Below are 21,422 nucleotides of genomic sequence, written 5' to 3'. Positions count from 1 at the left end.
TATGCACGGCTGGAAACCAGCGCAGCGAGCCCGATCAGAAATGATGTGTCTAAAGCAATTTAAGCGACACTTTTCTTGCCTTTGGCCCGGCGCATTGCGAACTTCATCCTCACGTGCCGCACGGTCACGCATCTGCACACGCAACCGGACATCTTCTCTATCAATCGCTTCGTCTTCGGTCTGCAATGGCGCTCTTCTTGCGATCGGACAATCGAGCGCGTCGAGACACCGAGCGATATTGTTCTGCAAGTGCTCCATCCGCCAAGCGACCTTTGCGGCGGTGTCGCTCTTGTCGCGGTTGCTGACAGCCTTCGTGACAAGCGTGTGTCCATGGCAGCCTAGTGGCCTGGCTCCGTCCGGTGGAGCCAATCAAGAATCTCGGCCCGATTTTCATCGAGGCGAGGCGGGACTTCGCCGACTTGAAGACCGGGTGTAAGGCGGAAGCCGGCACCGGGGTAGCGCACTGGTCCCGTAAGAGGTCCCTCGGGGATATCGAAGGATACAAGCGCATCCGGACGCGCCAGTTCGGCCGCTTCATCGACCCGGCGCACCATCCCGCAAGGGATGCCAGCTTCGCTCAATCCTGCTTCCCAGGCGGCCGCATCCCTTGTGGCGAACACCCTCTCCAGTTCCGCCTTCATGGCGTCGAAATTGGCTCGCCGTGCTTCTGGCGTGGCGAACAGCGGATCAGTCAGCCAGTCCTCTCGTCCGGTGAACCGAGCAAGCGCGGCAAACTGGTTGGGCTGCACGACGCCGAGCGAAATCTGCCGCCCGTCCCTGGCTGTGAACAACGAAGCGGTGGGCAGGCCGCTATAGCCAGTATTACCCATGCGGGACATCGCTTGCCCGGTCAGCAAATAGGGCGTCACCGCCGACGTCATGAAGGCCAAGCTGGCATCGAACATCGACACATCGATATAACTGCCGCCGCCGCCCTGCAGTCGCCGTACCAGTGCGGACAGGATGGCAAGTGCCGCGGTCTGGCCGGTCAGCGTATCGACAATGGGAAAACCGACGCGCACCGGCGGGTCACCCTCTTCGCCGCTCAGCATCATCATCCCGCTGGTCGCCTGCACGATATTGTCGATGGCCGGCCAGTCGCGTTGCGGACTGTCCTGCCCATAGCCGGACACCGAGCAAAAGATGATATCCGGCCGCAGTTCTCGAACTGCCTCGTAGCCAAGGCCGAGACGTGTGATGACGCCGGGCCGGAAGTTCTCCAGCATCACGTCACACCGCGCCGCGATCGCGTGGGCGATGTCGAGGTCGGCGGGATCCTTGAGATCCAGCATGATCGACTTCTTCCCTGCATTGGCCGCAATGAATGCAGGTGAGAGACCTTCAAAGCGCGGATCCGATCCGTAACTGCGGAAATTGTCGCCCTTGGGCGACTCGATCTTGATGACGTCGGCCCCCATCAGCCGCAACAGGTGCGACGCATAAGGCCCGGCCATCACATGGCTGAAATCGGCGATGCGGATGCCCGCAAGCGGTTGGGTCATGGTTTTTCCGGAAATTGTTTGCGAACGAGCGTCCATGCGGGGTCTTTGCAAAGGCCGCAGGACGCCCCCGTGAAGAGTTGACCCGCCTTCGCGTCACGCTTGAGTTGCCAGTCGAGCCACGCCACCGCGATCCGGCCATAGTCCCCGCCGTTCACCGCGCCGAACGTTCCGCCATGGCCCGTGTTCTTGTTGGCGTAGAAAACGGGCACATGAGCAATGCGGCCCACATCGTCATTGCCGTTGGGATAGGCGATGTCGGTCGGCCCGCCCAAGATGTATGCGACCGGTGTATGCAGCTTGCGCAGATCGTTCTTGGCGATCGAGACGCGGCTAAGGCCATTGCCTGGCCGGTTATAGACACCGCTGTTGAAGATGATGGCCGTGCGAATGCGCGGATCGGCAGCGGCGGCAAGCGCCTGCAGGCCACCGCAACTATGTCCCATCACGGCAACCTGCTTGGTATCGACGTCGCGTCCGTAGGGGCTACCCTTCACCCAGTCGATTGCAGCGAGGAGCTGGTCCACTGAGGTTTCGTCCGCGGTTGCGGGTGGCGGCATGGGCGGCTCGGGTCCCCGCTGGTTTCCAGCAGCCGGTTCCGTCGAGGGCCTCTCCCCTTTCGGAGCCCCATTGGCGATGACGATGTAGCCATGGCTGGCGATCTCGCGCAGGAAGCCACTGGCCGACAGCCCGTCATTGCGGCAGCCACCATTACCCCACAGCACCAACGGCAGGCGTCTTTGTGGCAGCTTCGCCGGGCGATAGATGGTGTAGCCGGGCGCGTCCGCTCGCCCTTCCGCAATCGCGGGCAGATCGCCTGTTCCGCCGGGCGCTCCGATGATGCCAGAAGGTATCTGGGCCGATGCGGACGGGGCCTGCAGGATGGCAGCCAAAGCACAGAGCAGCGGCGCGACGTGCTTCATTGATTTCCTCCACACTGGATTTTGTCGCGACCCTGCACGGAAGCGCGTGCGGTGCGGAACGCCCTGAGACCATCAATGCCGAAGCGGGACAGCTCGCGGGCATTGCCCTCCGAGTCGCGCAGATAGAGCGCATCAAACCGCGCCTGCTCCTGACGCGACACGCCATTGATCGTCACATGCTGGGCGCGCGCTTCTTCCAGTCCCTTTTCAAGCGCAGCATAGATCTCGCGCGCGAGCGCTGCTTCCCAGACCGCTTGCGACTCCTCGAGGATAGCCCGATCCTGCGCACTCAGCCGATTCCAGCGCTCCATCCCCATCGCCCGAGCAGGATAGGCGCCGCGTGGAATAGCGAGGTTGTTATAGTGGCGGGCGACCTCGGCGAAATGTAGCGACTTGAACGTGTCGCCAGGTGCGATGACGCCATCGATCACACCCTTCGCCATGGCCGAATAGACGTCAGCCATCGGCATGTTCACCGGATCGGCGCCGAGGGACTCGAGCACGCTCAGCAGTTCCGTCGGCGCGCGCAGACGCAGGCCGCGCAGATCGGCCAAGGAGTTCACCTGCCTGCTGGTGGTGACGACGCCGGCGAGCGATCCGCCCTGCACCGCCAGCACCTTGAGCCCTTCCAGCTCGTGGCCGATCTCGGGGTTCGCCGCCGCGATGCAACGATAGAGCGCAAGTTGGGATTCAATACTGTCCGCACCGCTGTAGAAACCCGTCTGGATGCGGATGAGATGGGCGCCGCCGCGCGCGTAGATGGGCGTGATGAGCCCCACATCCGCGACACCGTGGCGCAGTTCCTCCATCGACATGTCGGACGAAAGCAGCGCCCCGGACCAGCTCGGCCGGATGCGGATGCGGCCGTGCGAGCGCTGCTCGACAAACGCCATCCACGCCTGATCCGCTTTGCTGAACGGATGATTGGGGCTGTAGGGCGTTGCATAAGTGAGTTCCGTCACATCCTGCGCCACGGGCTGGGCGCAGGACGCCAGCAGCAGTAGTAGCGAAGGCAGGAACACCCGCAGCCTCATGCAAGCCCCCGCTCGGCAAGGAAGTTGGCCACCGTCGCCACCATCCTGTCATGGTCCCAGTTCTTGGCGTCCACCATGTCGGCATCAATGGTCAGCACCGGCACGCCTGCCGCCTCCAGAGACAGCGCGGTCAGCTTTGTACCCGATTGCGAGAGGCGGTTGTCCGGCGGGAGCAACACAACGCAGGCGTCGATGCCGCAGCGCTCCGCCTCGCTGGTCATCCAGCCGTTCATCCACGGCGGCAGGTGCAGCACTTCGTTCATGGAGCAGATACGGCTGGCCAGCGCATCCATCGGCTCGCCCTGCAGCTCACGGATATATTGCGGCCCGGCGAACGGCATATACATCGACCAGACGAAGACCGCGCCGAGCCGTTCCTCCAGGGCCTGATAGAAGCCGGGGTCGTGCCACACACCCGCGCCGATCCACATGAGGCGGACCTTCTCGTTGCTGGCAGAGCCGGTGCCATTTGCGATGCGCTCCATCACCTCATCGCGGAAACGTTTGGCATGGGCGACCGCCCAATCCGATCCGCGATGCCATTGCGGGATCATCGTGTTGGGCATCTGCTCGGCGATCGACACGGGGCAAGGCCGCGCCCGGCCGATGGCCTGCGCCGCCTCCCAGATATAGCCCTCCTGCTCGTTGATCCGCTCCATCAGATAGTGGAGCTTCGCCTCGTCGAACTTTCGCCCGGTGCGGTTCTCCAGCAGGGCGATCAGATCACGCATCTCCGCGACCATCAGCGCGATACGATCGGCATCGTAGACCTGGCGCCAGTCGCCCCGGCTATGCTCGAACCAGCGCGGGTCCTTGTGCTCCCATGCCGGCGCCTCCATCGCAAAAAATTCGCTGCCTAGCGCCTGCGCCCATTGGCCGAAGACATGCTGAATGCAGTCGCAGGTCAGCCGCGCCACCAGCACAGTCGGCGTGGGCAGGCCTCCCCAAGGGGCGGTCTTAGGATCGTTCGCGAGCGTGCAGGCAAGGCCCAGCGAGCAATATTTGCAGCTATTCTCCGGATAGCCATGCCGGGCCATTACCTCAAAATACTGGTTCGAGAGCTGCTTTGCCGAAATATAGGCCGACCACCACTGGTTGGTGATGATCGGAATATCCATCACGTGGAAGATTTCGTGCGGCGTGTCGGCCTGCACGATGGCGAAAGGCTCGCCCTCATCCACGACCCGGCGCCGCAGATCCGCACCGAACTGCTTCTGATAGGCGCTGGCTGCTGCCGTGCAGGCCAGATCTTTGCGGCTGCGCTGCCCTGTTGCCCGCGTCGAGACATCCTGGCTCATTCAAAAACTCCTGAAGCGTCGAGCTGTGCGATGCGGGCCTCCGAGAGGCCGCAGAGGTCGCGGGCGATGGCGTGAGCATGCTCGCCCATGCGCGGCGCGCGGAACGGCTCCAAGCGATCATGCGAAAATTTGATGGGGGTTGCGATGTGGCCGAACGGCCCAAGCAGCGGGTGGTCAAGCGTCACCAACGCGCCGCGCCCGGCAAGTTGCGGATCGTGATCGATCATGTCTTCACAATCCTGCACCACACCGCAGGCGATGCCGGCGGCCTGAAGCTCGGCCATAATGGCATGGTCAGCGCGTTGCGCAACCCACGCCGCGACGTCGCCGCCGGCAATGGCGTGGAGTCTGGCAAGCTCTGCTTCGTCCCTCAGGCTGATCGCCACCCATCGATCCTCGCCCTGCGCCTGGAAGACGTCCTGAAAAAAGACAGCGGGGTCCGCATTGCCCGAGCGCTGCGGGCGCTCGCCGCGCCGCGCCGCCACCAGATAGTCCCGCATCTGTTGCACGCAGATCTCGTACATCGAGGCATCGATATGACAACCAAGCCCGGTTTCGCGGCGATGCTGCAGCGCCGCCGCCACTGATCCTGCCATGACGAACGGCACGATGACGTCGCCATAGGGCACCGCGCCGGGGATGACGGGATCGCGATCCGGATAGCCGGTGAGGAAGGTCCGTCCCGAGAGTGCGCCACCGGTCCCGTCGACACCCCATTCCTGCGCCAGCGGACCGGCCTGGCCGAACACGCTGCCCGACACCATGACGATGCCCGGGTTGCGCGCTGCCAGTGCATCATAATCGAGGCCAAGCTTCTTCATCGTGCCGGGGGAGAAATTCTCGACCACCACATCGGCCCAGTCGATCAGCGGATCGATGAGTTCACGCGCCTCCGGCTTCTTCATGTTCAGCGAGAGGCTGCGTTTGGAGCTGTTGAGATGCGCGAACCAGGGCTTGTCGTCCCAATTGCCTGGGCTGGACGCGGAAACCTGCACGTCGAGACGGGCAAGATCGGGCCGCGTGCGGCTCTCGATCTTCACGATCTCCGCGCCAAGATCGCCGAGCGTCTTGGTCGTGATCGATCCGACCAGTGCCCAGGCGAAATCCAGCACCCGAACGCCCGCCAGCGGCCCCGGCCGCTCGCCGGTGTGGATGGCGGGCGCGGCAATGGCAGCGCCCTTGCGGATCGTCGCGAAGCGCTCCGGCAGGCCCGAAGGCGTATCGAAGAAGTGGCGCGCCGCCAGATGCGGATCGGCCAGCACATCGCCCGGCTCGTTCGCCACGCAGGCATTGATGCCGCGCCTCAGCCCTTCGGTCGCGATCTCATGCTTGGTGCGCGAGAGGAAGAAGGCGGCGATCGCTGCCTCCCACTGCGCCCGCGTGTCGGCCGGTAGCGTAGAGCGATTGTAGCTCAGCCAGTCCGTGCCGTGCAGCGGATTGGGGACACCGACTTCGTCCATCCAGTCCGAGAGGGCCTGATTGGCGGGCGCGCCGAGCCGCCCGGTCATCAACGAGTGGAAACACCAGCCGTCGGCCAGCCGCCAGATGGCCCGCACCGTGGCTTTGCCATAAGCGAGCGCACCGCCCACACGCGTGAGCTTGCGCCGGTCGAACTGCCAGCACAGCACGCCGTTGAAATTGCGACTGAAGGCCACCTGCTGGATCGAGACATCGACATGTTGCCCCTTTCCGTGCGTGCCGCGCGAATAATGAGCGGCCATTGCCCCGGCCCCAGCCACCATATCCGCGTGGAAGGTGCAGGCATCCCCCGCTTCCTTCACCGGTGCCAGATCCGGCTCGCCGGTCACGCGGAGGGCACCTCCCATGGCAGAGGCCACCAGCTCGCCGCCTTTCCATTGCGACCGTGGACCACCCGAGCCGAAGCTGGTGACTGACACGTGCACGGCAGTTTCCGGGATGGCAATGCCCCCCAACCCCTCCAGCCCAATATCGTCGATGACGAACGATGCGCCCTCCACCGGACCGCCCAGCTCCGCCCCAATCGAAGCCAGGAAGCGGGCCAGTGGCCGATCCGCCATGCCGCCCAGAATGGCGACGCGATGACCGGATAACGGCATCATGCAGACAGCTCCTTCAGAAATTGCGTAATCTCGCCGGCCGCGCCGTCAGTTCCGCGCCAGTCGCGCCGCGTCATGATGAGGTTGGGAATACCGGCCTGTGACAAGGCCTCACGCTGCGCGGGCAGATGCCAGATGCGCGCCTCATCCTCCTCCGCAAACCAGAGCACGACCGCCGAGGTGCCGAGTGTCCGCGCCCTGTCGACCAGATCCGATGCGCGATCGAAAAAGGCGCGGCCGCTCTGCGAGCCGGCATGGAGCTGGCGCGCGATGGCGTTTATCGGATCGCCGCTCGCCTCCTCAACGGCCGCGCCCGGATCTTGCCAAGCGTCCGCCAGCGTCGGTCCACATGCGGACCAGCGCACCGCCTCGATGACGGCATGGAGACGGCGATCAGGCGGCGGCGTGCCAGCCAGCAGGCAAAAAGGCGCAGCCATGCCCGCCATCCCGCTGGCCGATGCGCGACGCCGGTTCGTTTCGGCGATGCCACGCTCCAGTGCGGGGGCATCCAGTCCCAGCCGATCGGCAAGCTGGCGGACAGCGGCCACCATATGCGCCGCGCTGCTCGAGCGGGCGATCCGCGCCACGTCGAAGATCAGCGGCTCGGGGCCCTTGACCTCTCCCTGTCTGCGTAGCTCGCAGATATAGTAATAGAGCCGTTGCGCAGCGTCGTCCGCTCGGGAGAAGATGACGGCGTCGAGACTGTCCAGGACCCCATCCGCCCAGTCCTGCACAATAGATCGCGCCCAGAGCGGAAATTTGCTTTCCAGCCAGCGGTTGGCAGTGGGCATGGCGCGATCGACATTCCAGGCCACCGGGCCGGAACAGGCGCCCGTCGCGGCGAGCAAGTCTTGCGGCAGATCGGGGCCGACATAAGCGATCATGGTCATTGTCCAAATACAGTTGGCAGCCACAGCACCATGGCCGGGAAGAGAATGATGAGCAGCAGGTGGATGAGATCGCTGGCAAGGAAGGGCATCACGCCCCGGAAGATGCGGCCGAGCGGCACATCCTTCGCCACGCCCTGAATCACGTAGAGGTTCATGCCGAGCGGCGGATGGACGAAGCCGATCTCCATCGCGCGGGTGATGAAGATGCCGAACCAGATGGGCGACATGCCCACGCTCTCGACGATCGGGAGCAGGATCGGCGTGGTGAGCAGCATCAGCGCAAGGCCATCCAGCACCGATCCGAGCAGCAGCAGCAGAACCGCCACGACGAGGAGCGTGGGGATGGTGCCGAGGCCCATCTGCGTCACGCTGCTGCCGACCGCCTCGGTGAGACCGGTGACGCTGATGAAGACCGAGAAGGTGATCGCCCCGATGATGACGAGGAAGATAAGGCCGGCAGTGCGCAAGGTCTCCGAGAAGGCGCGGAACAGCACATCCCGATTCAGGCGGCCACGCCAGGCCGTGATGACCAGCGCGCCAGCCGTGCCGATGGACGAGGCCTCCGAGGGGCTGAACCAGCCCAGGACGATGCCGCCCAGCACCACGGCGACCAGCAGCAGCATGTCTGCAATCTTGAGCATCGCCCGGCCACGCTCGGGCCAGCTCGCACGCGCGCTGGCCGGGGCGATCGAGGGCTTCCAGCGGCAGAGCAGCCAGATGACCAGGCAATAGAAGAGCATCTGCGAGATGCCCGGGATCAGCGTCGCAGTGAACAGCTTGCCGATCGATTGCTCGGCAATGATGCCATAAACGATCAACGCGCCGGATGGCGGCAGCATCTGGCCCAGTGTGCCGCCCGCCGCCACGGTGCCGGTCGCCAGGGCGTCGGAATAGCCGCGCTGGCGCATTTCCGGCAGGGCGACGAGGCCGATGGTCGCCGCCGTCGCCAGGCTCGATCCGTTGATCGATCCGAAGCCCGCGCACCCGCCCACCGACGCATAAGCGAGGCCGCCGCGCCGGTGACCGATCATCTTGGCCGCGGCATCGAACAGGTCGCCGCTGGCATTGGCGGAAAAGAAGAGATGCGCCATCAGCATGAAGAGCGGCAGCGTGCCCAGTTCGTAGCGGGTCAGCGTCTCGACCACGACGACGCCCGCCTTGATGAGCGCCGCTTCCGGCCCCAGCACGATCATCAGGCCGCCCACGCCGACAAGGCCGAGCGACACGCCGATCGGCAAGCCGGCCATGAGAATGGTCAACAGAATCAGCAGGCCGATAAAGCCTGTCTCGGGTGTGGCGAACATCATGAGCGGGGCCGCTCGGCGAGCTGGCGGACCAGCAGGACAATGACGACGACAAGCGAGGCATTGAGGAAGGCGCGCATCCAGCGCCATGGCACGCCGACCAGTTCGCTCACTTCCTGGCTATTCCAGAGATCGGACGCGAGCCAGCAGGAGCCGGCGAGCAACCCTGCATAGAAGACGATCGAGAGCGCCGTGCAGGTGCGCTCGGCAATGTCGCGCGGAACGCCCGTCAGCCGATCGAGGATCAGATGCACGCGGGCATGGTTCCGGGCGATCGTCGCCGCCACGAGCGCCAGCGCTCCGGCGACCAGCACCGCGACCTGAACCAGCTCGATCGCGCCCTTGAGCGGCAGGCCCGTGTGCCGCCCGATCACGGCGAGCAGGTTCAACAGCGCGGCCGCGATCAGGGCGCCCCCCCCGATCCAGACCATGGCAACCCTGGCAGAATTCATGCGCCAACCTCTTCGACGCGACCATCGGCCGCAATTGTGATGGCAGGCAGTCCCGCCTTTCGCGTGATACGCTCGACATAGGACCGGATCTCCGCCGCGCGGGCTGGCGAAGCAAGCACGGGCCGCCCCGGCGCCTCGACATCGACGGGGATAATGCCCACGTCCATCGCGCCGCCACCATGGAGACGGATGGTACCGAGAAAGGCGTTCACCGCTTCAGGATGAAAGGGCGCGAGCGTGTAGGCCGGGTCGGGCTCGAAACCGAAAAGCTTGCGCCGCCGCTCCGCCCATTGGGCGCGGGCTGGATGATCCTGCGCCGGACTGAGCGCACTGGTGACGACGCAGCCATTGCCAAGTCCATGGAAGATCGGTTTCCCGCGATAAAATTCGATGCCGCGCACGATATGCGCATGATGACCAATCACGACGTCCGCCCCCGCATCGATCGCGGCATGAGCAACCGCGCGTTCGTAAGGCGCGAGTTGCGCGGGTGTGTGGACGATACCCTTGTGGAGCGCCACGAGCACGATGTCCGCTTGCTGGCGCGCGACCGCGATATCCTCCCGCAAGGTCGCGACGGCCTCTTCGGTTAGCGCGGTGAGCGCAGCCGCCGGCGCAATCGGCGCGCCGTCTGCCGTATCGACCCGCAGAAAGGCGCAGCCGGCAGTATCCTCACCGGCCCAACTGTTTTCCGGGCCAACGCAATTATAGCTCAGCAGCGCGATCCGATGGCCACCGCGCGTCACGATCGCTGGCGCGCGGGCGGCTGCAAGCGTCAGCGCCGCACCGGTGTGATGCACGCCTTGCGCATCGAGACCGGCCAGCGTGTCGGCAATGCCCTGCGAGCCGCAATCGGCGATGTGATTGCCGGCAAGACTGAGCATCCCGAACCCTGCCTGCGCGATGGCGGCAAGATTTTCGGGCGGCGCACCGGGGGCCGGCACATCTCCCTTGAGTTCGGCGACACTCGCCGTGTGGGGCACTTCCAGATGCCCCACCGCGAGGTCGGCAGCGCGCAGGGCAGGGGCGATCCCGGCCAGCCAGTAGGCGCCATCTGGCTCATCCAGAACCAGATCGCCTGCCAGCACAATCGAGATCGCCTCCTTCCCCACGTTAACTCAGCTCCCTTAGAAGGACTTACGCACGCTGACGGCGAAGAGCCTCCCAATGGGATCGCTCGCCGTCGCGTCATAGCCACCGCCGCCATTGCCGTTGGGCGCCAGATTGACATAGGGGGGCGCAATATCGAAGACGTTGCGCACTTCCATCGCGAGCGTCAGCCCCTTCTCGAAGAAGCCGGTCGCCTGCGGGTCCCCGATGCGCCACGTCAGCGTCAAGTCGACAGGGGTGTAGCTCTTCACGGACTGCACCGGGTTGGAAAGGTTGTTGGTGTATCCACCAACATGCGTGGCCAGAACACGCGCGCTCAGTGGCCCGTGATCCCAGGTGATGCTGGCCCGCGCCTTGAACTTGAGCGGATTGAAGATGACGTTGCGCCGGTCGACCAGCGGCGCGGCTGGCGTCACGGCGATGTTATATTTGGTGAGGTAGGTACCCGACACGTTCAAGAGCAGATGGTCGTCCGCACCGATGTCCGCTTTCCAGGTTCCGCTGAAGTCGATCCCGCGCGTGATCGACACGCCCAGATTCTGGCTGCGTCCGTCCACGAACAGCGTCACATTGGCCGGATCACCACCGGGGAAGGAACCTCCGGCCAGCGCGACGCCCTGGCTCAGCAACTGCTGCACCCGCGCCGCCGCCGCCGATCCGCGCAGGATGATGCCCGTGCCGGCATACTGCGCCTCGTTACCCAGGATGGTGAGGTTGGAGAGGTTGGCCAGCACCTGATTCTCATATTTGACATCCCAATAGGTGACGCCGAAACTCAGATTCGATGTGGGCTCGAAGTCCAAGCCGACCGACCAGGTGGTCGCCGTCTCCGGCTTCAGGTCCAGATTGGGACCGGAAAGCGCATAGCCCTGCAGCGGCGCACCGCCCGCCGGGTTCTGGTAGCTCTGGCCGAATATGTTGTTCGAGTTGCCGTAAATCTCCGGGATAGTCGGCGCACGGAACGACGTGCCGTAGCTGCCGCGCAGCTTGACGCCGCGCACCGGCTGCCAGTTCAGGCCGAACTTGGGGTTGGTGGTGCTGCCCACGTCACTATACTTGTCGTGGCGCACGGCGGCGTTGAGTTCCAGCCGCTCGAAACCGGGAACCGCGTTGTTCGCCCCAAAGATCGGGATGTAGAGTTCGCCATAGAAGGAGTCCACCTCGCGGCCGAAATGGCGGTAGGTAATCGGCGTCGTCGGCCCGCCGCGAGCGGAGCCAAGCGCGACGTTGAAATCCTGCCGCTCATAACCCGCCGCCAGCTTCACGTCGCCGCCGGGCAGCGCGAAGAGCGAGCCGTTGAGGCGACCTTCATAGGTCTTCAGGTGGCCATTGGTTGGAGCCAGGAAGATCTGGTCGGAAATCCCGGCCAGCACTGCGGCGCTTGTGCGACCACGGCTGTACGGGTCAAACGCCGTCGCGGGGTTGCTACTGGCGAGCGCAGCGTTCAGCGCGGCGTTATTGATGCCGTGATAAGAGCCTGAGAAATCACTGGTCTTGCCATAGCCGAACAGCACTTCGGCTTCCCAGTCATGGGGCAGCTTGGCACGAAGGCCGGGCGTGATTTGCCAGCTTTCCGCAGAACCGAACGAGTCATTGATCGGCACGCTGCTGCCGAAGTTATAGTCGAGTGTATAGCTGGTCCCGCTAAAGCCAGCAGGCCGCACGAAGAAGGCGTTCGTCTGCGGCACCGTCAGGCGCGCGTTGGAATAGGCGGAATTCCGGTAAAAATTACGCTTTGAATAGAAGCCGTCATAGAAGACGCTCAGCCAGTCGGTCAGGTCGAAGCGACCCGTGCTATTGAATGAGTCGTAGCGCTGCTCCGGAATGAGATCCTGATTGTCCAGCTCGTCGCACCTGTTGAGCGTGCCTGCCGCCAGCGATCCTGCCGTCGCTTGGGTCACGCCCCCCGCCGGGATGGCGTAGGTCGTACCGTTCGCATTGATGTTACCCGGGGCGCACCGCACGATCCGGTAATCCCCGCCGCCGAAGCCAGTCTGGTTACTGGTAAAGAAGCCGCGATCATCGCCACTCAGGTTCGAGCGCTCGACATGCTCGTAGGCGACCATGATCTGCCCGCGTTCAAACACCTTGCCAAGCGCGGCGCCCAGCGTCGTCTCATGGAAGTCGCCCCGCGACGATATGCCCGAGCGCGCGAACACCTCGCCGCCGTCGAGTGACCGACGGGGAATAAGATTCACCACGCCCGCGACCGCATCCGAACCGTAGATGGCGGATGCGCCGTCGGCGACCACCTCGACCCGCTCGACACCCAGCGACGGCAGTACCGACGGATCGATCGAACGGCTGTTGTTGGTCACGCGGTGCCCGTCGATCATCACCAGCGTCGCATAAGGCCCGATGCCGCGCAGGTTCACCGAGTTGCCATAAGTGATGTTGCCGCTTCCGCCCGACTGGCCACGCGAATTTTCCGAGACACCGAGGTCGAAGACCTGCGGAATCTCCTTAATCATACGATCGACGGTGATCGCGCTCGAGGCCTCCATCTCGGCCCGGCCAAGTGTGGTGACGGTCGACCCGACCGGCGCTTCGCCGCGCACGCGGCTGCCGGTGATGACGATGTCCGGCGCTGCCCCCTCCTCGTTCTGCGCCATCGCCATGGCGGGCAGAGCCAGTGCCATCAGGCTGCTGCCCAGCTTCAGTGCCGTTCCTAGAGTGATCCCGCCCTTATAATCCTTGCTCATCCCAACCTCCCTCGCCGCCCCTGCGGCTTTTATGTTTAATCGACGTCTCAGTTCGCGACCGGCAATTTGACCCAGGAGCCGCCCGCGCTGCCCCGCTCGACCGTGAAAACCGGGGCGGGAGTCTGTTGTATTTCCTTGAGATTGCGCTGGCGGGGGTCCGCACCGGCGATGGTGACGCGCAAACGCGCGCCAGCCGGCACGATCCGCGACACCGGCGTCAGATCGATCGCCAGATTGGCCTGCTGGCCGACCGGGAGAGGTGCTACATCCGCCTTGCGCCCTGAGTGCCAGGGCAGACCCATGACGTGATAGGGTGCCTTGCCAGTCTTGCGATGCGCGAGTGCCAGCCGGCCGAAGGCCACGACCTCCGCCTCTCCGTCGGCCGCCACCTGATCCAGATAGACGAAAACATCGGCATCGGGCTTGTCCGCCGAGACGCGCAGGTTCACGACCGGATAGCCGATCAGCTTGAGCGGCTTGTCCAGCGGGGCGCTGGTATAGCTCAGCCCCTTGTCGTCCATGGGCTTGGCCCAGAAGGCAAAATAGTCTGCGCCGGGCAAGTCGTAGCGCACCGTGAACTTGTCCGCGCCCGCGCGATCCGGCTTTGCACCGAGCGTTCCGTCATTCACCGATCGCGCGGTGCCACTGCGACCGCCGTTCAGGAACCACTGCATTGGCGTGACGTTGGCACCCGGCAACGCGTCGGAGCGGGCATAGCCACCTTTCCCGTCCAATCCCTCGACCCAATAAGTCGCACGCGGCTCTTTCTCGATGCCGTTGTCCGCGCCTTTGAGATAATGATCGAAATAGCGCACGACTTCGCCAGTGAAGTCGAATCCAGGCGGCGGCACGCAGTGGCTGCCAGGCCCGGCGAGAAACTTCGATCCCTTGAGGTTCGCCGCGCTTAAGATGGACTGGGCCGTTGGCTCGTCATGCCAGTTGCTCCAGAAATAAGTGGCGATGCCCGCCCGCTGGATCGCGTCGAGATAATTATAGACGCCGACTTCCTCCCAGAAGCGATTTCCAGTGAAGGCGGAAACGCTGTCGCGATAGGGCATTCCATACCAGAGCGCGGCCATCGGCGTGTTCTGGGCATGCTGGGCAACGGCTGATTTAAGCTGCTGCCCGTCCGCGTCGCCATCGACCGGGACGCTCGCCAGATCGTCGCTCAACGGCTCGTCCGGCCGGGTGTTGAACTGGGCGGTGATGCCGCCGCGCCGCACGAAGGCATATTTGTCGAGGTCCGACGCGCCGACGAACACCGCCTTGAGCGCCGGGGGCGCAGTGGTCGCGGTGTGAAATGTTGTACCCCCCAGATAGGAGCATCCGATCATGCCGACTTTGCCGGTGGAAAAGGACTGACTCGCCAACCACTCGACCAGATCATGGCCGTCTTTCGCCTCGGTGCGGTCCTGAAAACCCCGGCGCGCGCCAAAGGACGCGCCCTTGCCGCGAATATCGGCGACCGCGACCACGTAACCGGCGGAAATCAGCGAGCGCAGCGCCAGGCCGTCCTCCAGCGCGACTTCCCTGATCGCGCCGTCTTTATCCTTGAAACGAGCGCGATAGGGCGTGAACACGAAGATGACCGGAAGGCGCTTTTCTTCCACCTTGCCGTCACTGGCCGGTCGATAGATGTTGACGGCCAGCTTCGTGTCGTCCCGCACAGGCACGTAGAGCGAGGTACGCTGCACGTCTGCATAGTCTTTAGCCGGACCCGGCACGGCTGCCGTAACAGCAGCCAGCACGCCGATCCATCCAACCGCCCGCATCCCCGCTCTCCTATTGTTGACAATTTCATCAGCGATCAACCGGCCGGATGCAATCAAAAAACAGATGACAATATTGTTGACAATATTGTCGGGAGATTAGACGTTCCTCACATGAACGAGCAGTTGGACAAGCGGGCACCCTCGGCCGTCGAGGTCGCCGACTGGGTGCGTGACCGCATCCGCACAGGCCGTTTTGTGCCCGGCCAGCGGTTGGTCGAAGTGGACATCATCCGGCAAACCGGCGCTAGTCGGTCGAAGGTGCGCGAAGCGTTGCAGCGGCTGGAAGGCGAAGGCCTGGTGCTGATCGAGGAATTCCGCGGTGCATCCGTCCGAAGCACCAGCCTTGAGGAAGCTGCGCAAATTTATCGGGCGCGTCTTGCCTTAGAAGGTATCTGCGCCGCCGACTTCACACGAAACGCCTCGGAGGAACAGAAGCACCAGTTGTGCATCGTCCAGGAGCAACTCGACAAATGCGTGAACGATCGGGCGCCGGATAAGTTTGGGCGGCTGAATATCGAGTGGCATCGACTCATTGTGGAGGGCTCCGGCAACACGGTCATTGCCGAGTTGCTCAAACGCCTGAATGTTCCCATTCACCGAATGTTGTTCGAGAGTTTCTACGACGAGGAGCGCCTGCGTACCGCGAACGCGGACCACCAGAACATGCTGCGCCTCATTTTGGCCGGAGAGGCCGATGCGGCCGAAACGGCCATGCGCAGCCACATCGGTGACGGGTTCAAAACACTGTCAAAAATCGAGAGTGAATTTTATCGGTGAGGGTCGTGAGAGCGGTGCTCATCGATTGTCAAGAACGGTGGCCACTGAAAGAATCGGCTAACCCGCGATCAACCCGGGGCGCGAACCTCAGCGCTGTTCCACTCCGCCATCCTCGACCGCGCTTGAAGCGCTTGCGGCAGCGCGTGCGTCGGCAAGCGCCTTCCTCGCCTTGCCGGCGAAGGAAGCCTTCGGGTCCAGCTTCAGGGATCGCTCCAGCAAGGCAATCGCGCGCGCGTGATTGCGATCCCGACCTTGCGTCCCCTCCAGCTCAGCTTTCCCGAGCATGAAGCAGCTTTCCGCCTCCCCGAGCCCGCACGCCTTGTCGAACATATCGAGCGCGCCGCTACGGTCTTTACGGACTCCCTGGCCCCGATGGATCATCATCGCGAGATTGCCGCAGGCGCTCGCGTCGTCAGCCTGACACGTCTTCTCGAACAATTCTGTAGCCCGCACATAGTCACGCGGCACGCCGAGGCCGTCCCGATAGAGAACGCCGAGATTATAGCATGATTTGTCATCGCCCGCGTCGCAGCCCTGCCGGAACAGGCGCGCGGCTTCTGCATGATTCCGGCGCAATCCCTTGCCCAGCGAATAGGCAGCGCCGAGGTTCATGCATCCGTCGGACGATCCCTTGTCGCAGGCTTCCCGGAAGAGATCAGCAGCGCGGACGTCGTCCTTCGCAACGCCATCCCCGCGAATATAAGCGAGGCCCAGGTTCGAGCATCCGGTGGCATCGCCGCTCCGGCAGGCATAGGCGTAATAAGCGGTGGCTCGGTCCATGGACAGGGCAACGCCCTGCCCCTGCCCATAAGCGAAGCCGGCCATGGTGCAGCTTGCCATGTCACCAAGATTGCACGCCTTGCCGGCAAAATAGGTCGCCCGCACCAGATCGCGGCCGACACCCCGGCCTTCACGGTAACGCTCGCCCAGTTCGGCGCAACTGTCCGCATCCTCTCCGTCGCAGCGCGTGACAAGGTCAGGCACGGAGGTCGGCGCGTCCTCCTGTGACGGCTCCATTTCCGGTGGCGCTTGCGTTGCTGTCGCGGCTTCCTGCGCCTGCGCAGGAAGCGCCACGGCGGCGGTTAGCAGCGCGAGGACGACCATGGGCCGCAAGGTCGGCGTCATCCGCCTTGTCCCCCGGCCCCGTCCCGGACGAGCTGTGCGCGAAAGCGCAGCGATTGCGGCGTAGCTTCAAGCACGTCGATCATGAAATCGCCGATATGAACCGTCTTTTGCGCTCGGGGAAAGCGCATGGGCTGGCCGGAACCGGCATGAGCGAGGTCGTCGATGCTGTAGCCGCGCTTCTCGAACACCAACTCGCCATTCTGCACGCCCAGATAGGCAATGTCGTAAATCTGCCCGACCACATCCGTGTCATAATCACTGACGATGGGGATCTGCACACCCTTCGCATAATCCCGTGGCGGAACGACGGCATGTCCCGCCAGCGCGATCTGCGGCGTGCCGAAGGTTTCAACGCCGGGCGCCATCGAGCGAATGACCGGCACCTTGGGATCAAGGCGCATGCGTTCGTGGATCGCCTTCGGGCTTTCCGACGCCTGGGTGTCAGCGATCAGGGCCTCGGCAAAAGCGACTTCGTCGATCTGCAGCGGGAAGCCGTCGCCCTGCGCATGATCCGCGGCGCAGACGAACTGCAATTGCGCATCGCCGATTGTGTCGGGCAGAACGGCTTCGGTCGGAAAGCGCACCGCGGTCTCGTCGAGCCGTTGATCCTCAGCGTCATAGCGCATCGCCATATCCCAGCTTTCGGTGCGTTTCTTACAATCGGTCACCATATAGGCGCGGATGAGGGCCGCTGGATTATTGGGATCGCGGATCACCTGGCTGGCCTGATACCGGACGATATCGCCCTCACGCTCGATGGAGCCCACATCGACGAACAGAACCCGGTCCGCGCCCTGCGCAACGAACCACCATTGTGAGGAGCGCGCCTGGGCGGCCATCGGCGCCAGCGCGAGCAGGCCGCATAGCAACGTACCGATTTTGCCGTTCAACAGCTGTCCTTTCCTCATGGTCATTCGCCGGCCTATTCCGCCTCTGGCGCACCCAGCGGCTCAATGGATTTGCCATCCTTGGTACAGGTGAACCGCGACGCGCGCAGGGGCGGTTGCACGCTCACCGCATCTGCCCGCCAGATTTGCCCTTGCTCCGGGCTGGACGTCATCGCACTGCGGTCGATACGCATGCCCGCCTCCGGCGCCAGCTCCTCTTCGAAAAACCGAACGCACTTCTGAACGGCGCTATCCGTGATCCCGGCAATCGCGACCTCATCTTCGCCGATGCCGGCGGGCAGCATGCCGGCGACAGGATCTGCCGTCACCACGTCTTGCGGTGGGGCAGCGGCAGCGACCAGCATTGTTATCATGAGCATAGGATGAGACCTCTACAAGCGGAAACAGGCTCTTGTGGCCACCTATGCGCAGGATATGAAACTGTTTTCCCCAATCGATCGTCCAACCGTGCGCCGCCACCGTTGGCACGACGGCGGATGGAAACACGCACACCCTACTTCGGCGGCCCGTAAGATGCCGTGGTTGCATGGGCACGAATGAGCAGCAGCCACCCGGCGCAACTGGCGGATCGGCGTCAAAACCGGAGGTCCGGTGCATGGCCGATCTGTATTATCATTCTTGCTGAGATGCTGACCACCCGGCCACGGGCATGCAGTGCCTCATCGTTGACATCAGCGGTAGCCTTCGGCTGAAATCGAGCAATTTCTTACCGAATTTTTCGCGGCAAAATGGTAGATATCCCTTTCGCCAAGATGCACCTTTTGAAGGTACTGATGATTAAATACGGATTTTATTTAGGAATAGTCTGACGATTTTAATTGTCGCAAACTCAAAATCGGCGAATTTTAAATCGCCATCTGAAAAACTATATGCGCCGCAAGGGGCCACACTCAGAGGTCGAACCTACTCCACCGTCACGCTCTTCGCCAAATTCCGGGGCTGGTCCACGTCCGTGCCCTTGAGCACCGCGACGTGGTAGGCGAGAAGTTGCACGGGCACGGCATAGACCATCGGCGCGATGAGGGGGTGGACCTTGGGGAGCGCGAGTGTGGCAAGGCAGCCTTCGCCGGCGGCGGCGATGCCCTCCTCGTCCGAGATCAGCACGACCTTGCCGCCGCGGGCCTGCACTTCCTGCATGTTGGAGACGGTCTTCTCGAACAGCGGGCCTGAGGGCGCGATGACGATGACCGGCACCGCCTCGTCGATCAGCGCGATGGGGCCATGCTTCATTTCACCCGCCGCATAACCTTCGGCATGGATGTAGCTGATTTCCTTGAGCTTCAGCGCGCCTTCGAGGGCCAGCGGATAATCGGTGCCGCGCCCCAGATAGAGCACGTCCCGCGCGGGCGCGATGTGCGGGGCGAGGGCCTGGATCGCTTCGTCCTGCATCAGCGCCTGATTGATCGCGGCGGGGGCCTCGGCCAGATGGCCGACGATCCGCTGCTCTTCCGCGCGCGTCAGCCGCCCCTTGGCGCGGGCGAGATTGGCCGCGAGCGCGGCGAGCACGGCAAGCTGGCAGGTGAAGGCCTTGGTCGAGGCGACCCCGATCTCCGGCCCGGCATGGGTCGGCAGCAGCAAATCCGCCTCGCGCGCCATCGAGCTGGTCGGCACGTTGACGACGACGGCGATCTTCTGCCCTTCCGCCTTGGCATGGCGCAACGCCGCGAGCGTATCGGCCGTCTCGCCGGACTGGGAGATGAAGAGGGCAAGGCCGCCCGCCTCCATCACCGGCTCGCGATAGCGAAATTCCGAGGCGAAATCGAGATCGACCGGCACGCGCGCGAACTGCTCGAACCAGTATTTGGCGACCATGCCGGCATAGAAACTGGTGCCGCACGCCACAATCGTGACCCGGCCGATGGCCGACAGGTCGAAGTCCGGAATCGGCAGCGAGAGCGTATCGTCGATCCGCCGGAGGTAGCTGCGCAGCGTCTGCGCCACCACCACGGGCTGCTCGTAAATCTCCTTGAGCATGAAGTGGCGATGATTGCCCTTGTCGATCATCGCACCGGACACGCCGGAGATGGTGACCGCGCGCTCGACGGGATTGTTGGCCCGGTCGAACACCTGCGCGCCCGCGCGCGTCACCACCACCCAGTCGCCCTCGTCCAGATAGGCGATGCGCTGGGTGAGCGGGGCCAGCGCCAGCGCATCCGACCCGAGATAGGTCTCGCCATCGCCATGACCGACCACCAGCGGCGATCCGAGGCGCGCGCCGATCAACAGATCGGGATGGCGACGGAACAGGATGGCGAGCGCGAAGGCGCCATGCAGACGGGGCAGCACCTGCTTCACCGCGTCCTGCGGTGAAGCGCCCTGCTCGACCAGTTCGCTGACCAGATGCGCGACGACCTCCGTATCGGTCTCGCTGGCGAACACCCGCCCGCGCCCGATCAGCTCATCGCGCAGCGCCTTGAAATTTTCGATGATGCCATTGTGGACCACCGCGACTTCGTCCGTCGCATGGGGGTGCGCGTTGCTCGTGGTCGGCGCGCCATGGGTGGCCCAGCGGGTATGGGCAATGCCGGTCGCGCCCGCCAGCGGCTCGGCGGCCAGCACACGGGCAAGATTGACGAGCTTGCCCTCGGCCCGCCGCCGCTCGATCCGGCCATCCACGATTGTAGCGACGCCGGCGGAATCATAGCCGCGATATTCGAGCCGCCGCAGCCCGTCGAGCAGGCGCTCCGCAACATCCTGCGTGCCGACGATGCCGATGATTCCGCACATGGGGTGAGCCTTCCTTGAATTCAGATCGTGTAGGGGATGCGGATGCCCGGCATATTGGCCGGGAAATCCCTGCTGTTGCGCGTCACCAATATGCGCCCGCTCAACTGGGCCGACGCCAGAATGATGGCATCAGGCAATTTCAGCGAGCGGCGCTGCTGCCGAAGCGATGCGGCCCGCCGCCCCACTTCCTCGCTCACTTCCGCGATCGCGAAAAGGTCCAGAAAGCGCTCGGTCTCGGAATGGAGCCCGTCCGGGGCGCTGGCCATGATCTCGATCCAGCTGATCCGGCTGATCCACGGCCGACGGGCGCGCTGCAGCTCCGCCCAGGCCTGCGGGCGTTCATGAAGCGCATCGATAAGAATATTGGTGTCGAAGTAGAACTCGCTCACGGCTGAGGTGCGCCCTCGGCGCTCTCCCAGTCCCGATCCCACTCGCCACGGGCGTGACGTTCATAGGCTAGCCCATCCACTGACGAGCCATGCTGCGCCCAGAGGCCGAAAAAACGCTCCACTCCCTGCATTGACTGGGCGGCACGATAGCTGCTGACGGCCTCGCGGAGGATGGCCGCGCGGGATGTCCCCTGCTGCGCGGCCTGCTCCTCAAGCCACTTCACATCGTCGTCGGAAAGGTCAGCCAGGAAGCGCATGATATATTGATATCATATCGTGATATCATGTCAATGCGCGCCTCGGCCACGCAAGAAAAGAGGGCGAACCACATAGCTGGCCGCCCTCTTTCCTATCCCAACTGCCCAAATGCACCGGGCGGCGCATTTCCCACGGACAGGTTCGGCTCGCACCGATAAGGATCGATGATCAGCGCT

Annotated in this window: 19 protein-coding genes; 2 read left to right on the top strand and 17 right to left on the bottom strand. The window is 63.9% G+C overall.

Annotated features, from left to right (window positions below; all coding sequences use genetic code 11):
* The first annotated feature begins 75 nt into the window (after positions 1-75).
* A complete protein-coding gene (locus tag M2334_RS06280; RefSeq protein WP_264605020.1) occupies positions 76-342 on the top strand; it encodes a hypothetical protein in 267 nt (88 codons plus the stop codon).
* Here the strand turns inward: M2334_RS06280 and M2334_RS06275 are convergent.
* Genes M2334_RS06275 through M2334_RS06225 form a run of 11 tightly spaced genes read right to left on the bottom strand, consistent with a single transcriptional unit; the run spans position 339 to position 15,062 of the window.
* Complete coding sequence (locus tag M2334_RS06275; RefSeq protein ID WP_264605019.1) at positions 339-1,502, bottom strand: CaiB/BaiF CoA transferase family protein; 1,164 nt, start codon at positions 1,500-1,502, stop codon at positions 339-341. The two genes, M2334_RS06280 and M2334_RS06275, sit on opposite strands and share 4 nt — an antisense overlap.
* Positions 1,499-2,422 (bottom strand): alpha/beta hydrolase family protein, encoded by a 924-nt coding sequence (locus M2334_RS06270; protein ID WP_264605018.1) that lies wholly within the window; start codon positions 2,420-2,422, stop codon positions 1,499-1,501. Before M2334_RS06270 ends, M2334_RS06275 begins: the two co-directional genes overlap by 4 nt.
* Complete coding sequence (gene dctP, locus M2334_RS06265; protein WP_264594209.1) at positions 2,419-3,456, bottom strand: TRAP transporter substrate-binding protein DctP; 1,038 nt, start codon at positions 3,454-3,456, stop codon at positions 2,419-2,421. The genes M2334_RS06270 and dctP overlap by 4 nt, the downstream gene beginning before the upstream one ends.
* Positions 3,453-4,754: a 2-hydroxyacyl-CoA dehydratase subunit D gene (locus M2334_RS06260; protein WP_264605017.1), complete on the bottom strand. Its 1,302-nt coding sequence runs from the start codon at positions 4,752-4,754 to the stop codon at positions 3,453-3,455. The genes dctP and M2334_RS06260 overlap by 4 nt, the downstream gene beginning before the upstream one ends.
* Positions 4,751-6,835: a CaiB/BaiF CoA-transferase family protein gene (locus M2334_RS06255; RefSeq protein WP_264605016.1), complete on the bottom strand. Its 2,085-nt coding sequence runs from the start codon at positions 6,833-6,835 to the stop codon at positions 4,751-4,753. Before M2334_RS06255 ends, M2334_RS06260 begins: the two co-directional genes overlap by 4 nt.
* On the bottom strand, positions 6,832-7,722 hold the full coding sequence (locus M2334_RS06250; protein WP_264605015.1) for a hypothetical protein: 891 nt from the start codon (positions 7,720-7,722) through the stop codon (positions 6,832-6,834). The genes M2334_RS06255 and M2334_RS06250 overlap by 4 nt, the downstream gene beginning before the upstream one ends.
* Positions 7,719-9,029: a TRAP transporter large permease gene (locus tag M2334_RS06245; protein ID WP_264594205.1), complete on the bottom strand. Its 1,311-nt coding sequence runs from the start codon at positions 9,027-9,029 to the stop codon at positions 7,719-7,721. The genes M2334_RS06250 and M2334_RS06245 overlap by 4 nt, the downstream gene beginning before the upstream one ends.
* Positions 9,026-9,478, bottom strand: coding sequence for a TRAP transporter small permease subunit (locus M2334_RS06240; protein ID WP_264585396.1), 453 nt, complete (start codon positions 9,476-9,478; stop codon positions 9,026-9,028). Before M2334_RS06240 ends, M2334_RS06245 begins: the two co-directional genes overlap by 4 nt.
* Positions 9,475-10,590 carry a CapA family protein gene (locus tag M2334_RS06235; protein ID WP_264605014.1) on the bottom strand — a complete coding sequence of 372 codons (1,116 nt, stop codon included), beginning with the start codon at positions 10,588-10,590 and terminating at the stop codon, positions 9,475-9,477. Before M2334_RS06235 ends, M2334_RS06240 begins: the two co-directional genes overlap by 4 nt.
* Before the next feature lie 15 nt (positions 10,591-10,605).
* Positions 10,606-13,290, bottom strand: coding sequence for a TonB-dependent receptor domain-containing protein (locus tag M2334_RS06230; protein WP_264605013.1), 2,685 nt, complete (start codon positions 13,288-13,290; stop codon positions 10,606-10,608).
* A 47-nt stretch (positions 13,291-13,337) separates the two neighbouring features.
* The gene (locus tag M2334_RS06225; RefSeq protein ID WP_264605012.1) at positions 13,338-15,062 is read right to left on the bottom strand and encodes a CocE/NonD family hydrolase; all 1,725 of its coding nucleotides are present in this window, start codon (positions 15,060-15,062) and stop codon (positions 13,338-13,340) included.
* 111 nt (positions 15,063-15,173) lie between these two features.
* On the opposite strand from M2334_RS06225, the gene M2334_RS06220 reads away from it, so the two are divergent.
* Entirely contained in the window at positions 15,174-15,839 is a 666-nt protein-coding gene (locus tag M2334_RS06220; protein WP_181560757.1) for a GntR family transcriptional regulator, read from the top strand.
* A gap of 87 nt (positions 15,840-15,926) precedes the next feature.
* Here the strand turns inward: M2334_RS06220 and M2334_RS06215 are convergent, their stop codons facing one another.
* The 6 genes from M2334_RS06215 to M2334_RS06190 all read right to left on the bottom strand — a co-directional run bounded on the left by M2334_RS06215 (position 15,927) and on the right by M2334_RS06190 (position 21,245).
* Positions 15,927-16,964: a tetratricopeptide repeat protein gene (locus M2334_RS06215; protein WP_264605011.1), complete on the bottom strand. Its 1,038-nt coding sequence runs from the start codon at positions 16,962-16,964 to the stop codon at positions 15,927-15,929.
* Positions 16,961-17,854, bottom strand: a complete 894-nt coding sequence (locus M2334_RS06210) for a hypothetical protein (protein WP_264605010.1) — start codon at positions 17,852-17,854, stop codon at positions 16,961-16,963. The genes M2334_RS06215 and M2334_RS06210 overlap by 4 nt, the downstream gene beginning before the upstream one ends.
* 32 nt (positions 17,855-17,886) lie before the next feature.
* On the bottom strand, positions 17,887-18,216 hold the full coding sequence (locus tag M2334_RS06205) for a hypothetical protein (protein WP_264605009.1): 330 nt from the start codon (positions 18,214-18,216) through the stop codon (positions 17,887-17,889).
* 559 nt (positions 18,217-18,775) lie between these two features.
* The gene (glmS, locus tag M2334_RS06200; RefSeq protein WP_264605008.1) at positions 18,776-20,599 is read right to left on the bottom strand and encodes a glutamine--fructose-6-phosphate transaminase (isomerizing); all 1,824 of its coding nucleotides are present in this window, start codon (positions 20,597-20,599) and stop codon (positions 18,776-18,778) included.
* Between the two features lie 20 nt (positions 20,600-20,619).
* Complete coding sequence (locus M2334_RS06195) at positions 20,620-20,988, bottom strand: type II toxin-antitoxin system VapC family toxin (protein ID WP_264594198.1); 369 nt, start codon at positions 20,986-20,988, stop codon at positions 20,620-20,622.
* On the bottom strand, positions 20,985-21,245 hold the full coding sequence (locus M2334_RS06190) for a ribbon-helix-helix protein, CopG family (RefSeq protein ID WP_181560140.1): 261 nt from the start codon (positions 21,243-21,245) through the stop codon (positions 20,985-20,987). The genes M2334_RS06195 and M2334_RS06190 overlap by 4 nt, the downstream gene beginning before the upstream one ends.
* Between the last annotated feature and the right edge of the window lie 177 nt (positions 21,246-21,422).

This window comes from Sphingobium sp. B11D3D, assembly GCF_025961755.1.
Taxonomy (GTDB): Bacteria; Pseudomonadota; Alphaproteobacteria; order Sphingomonadales; family Sphingomonadaceae; genus Sphingobium.
This window is presented reverse-complemented; position numbering and strand designations above follow the sequence as displayed.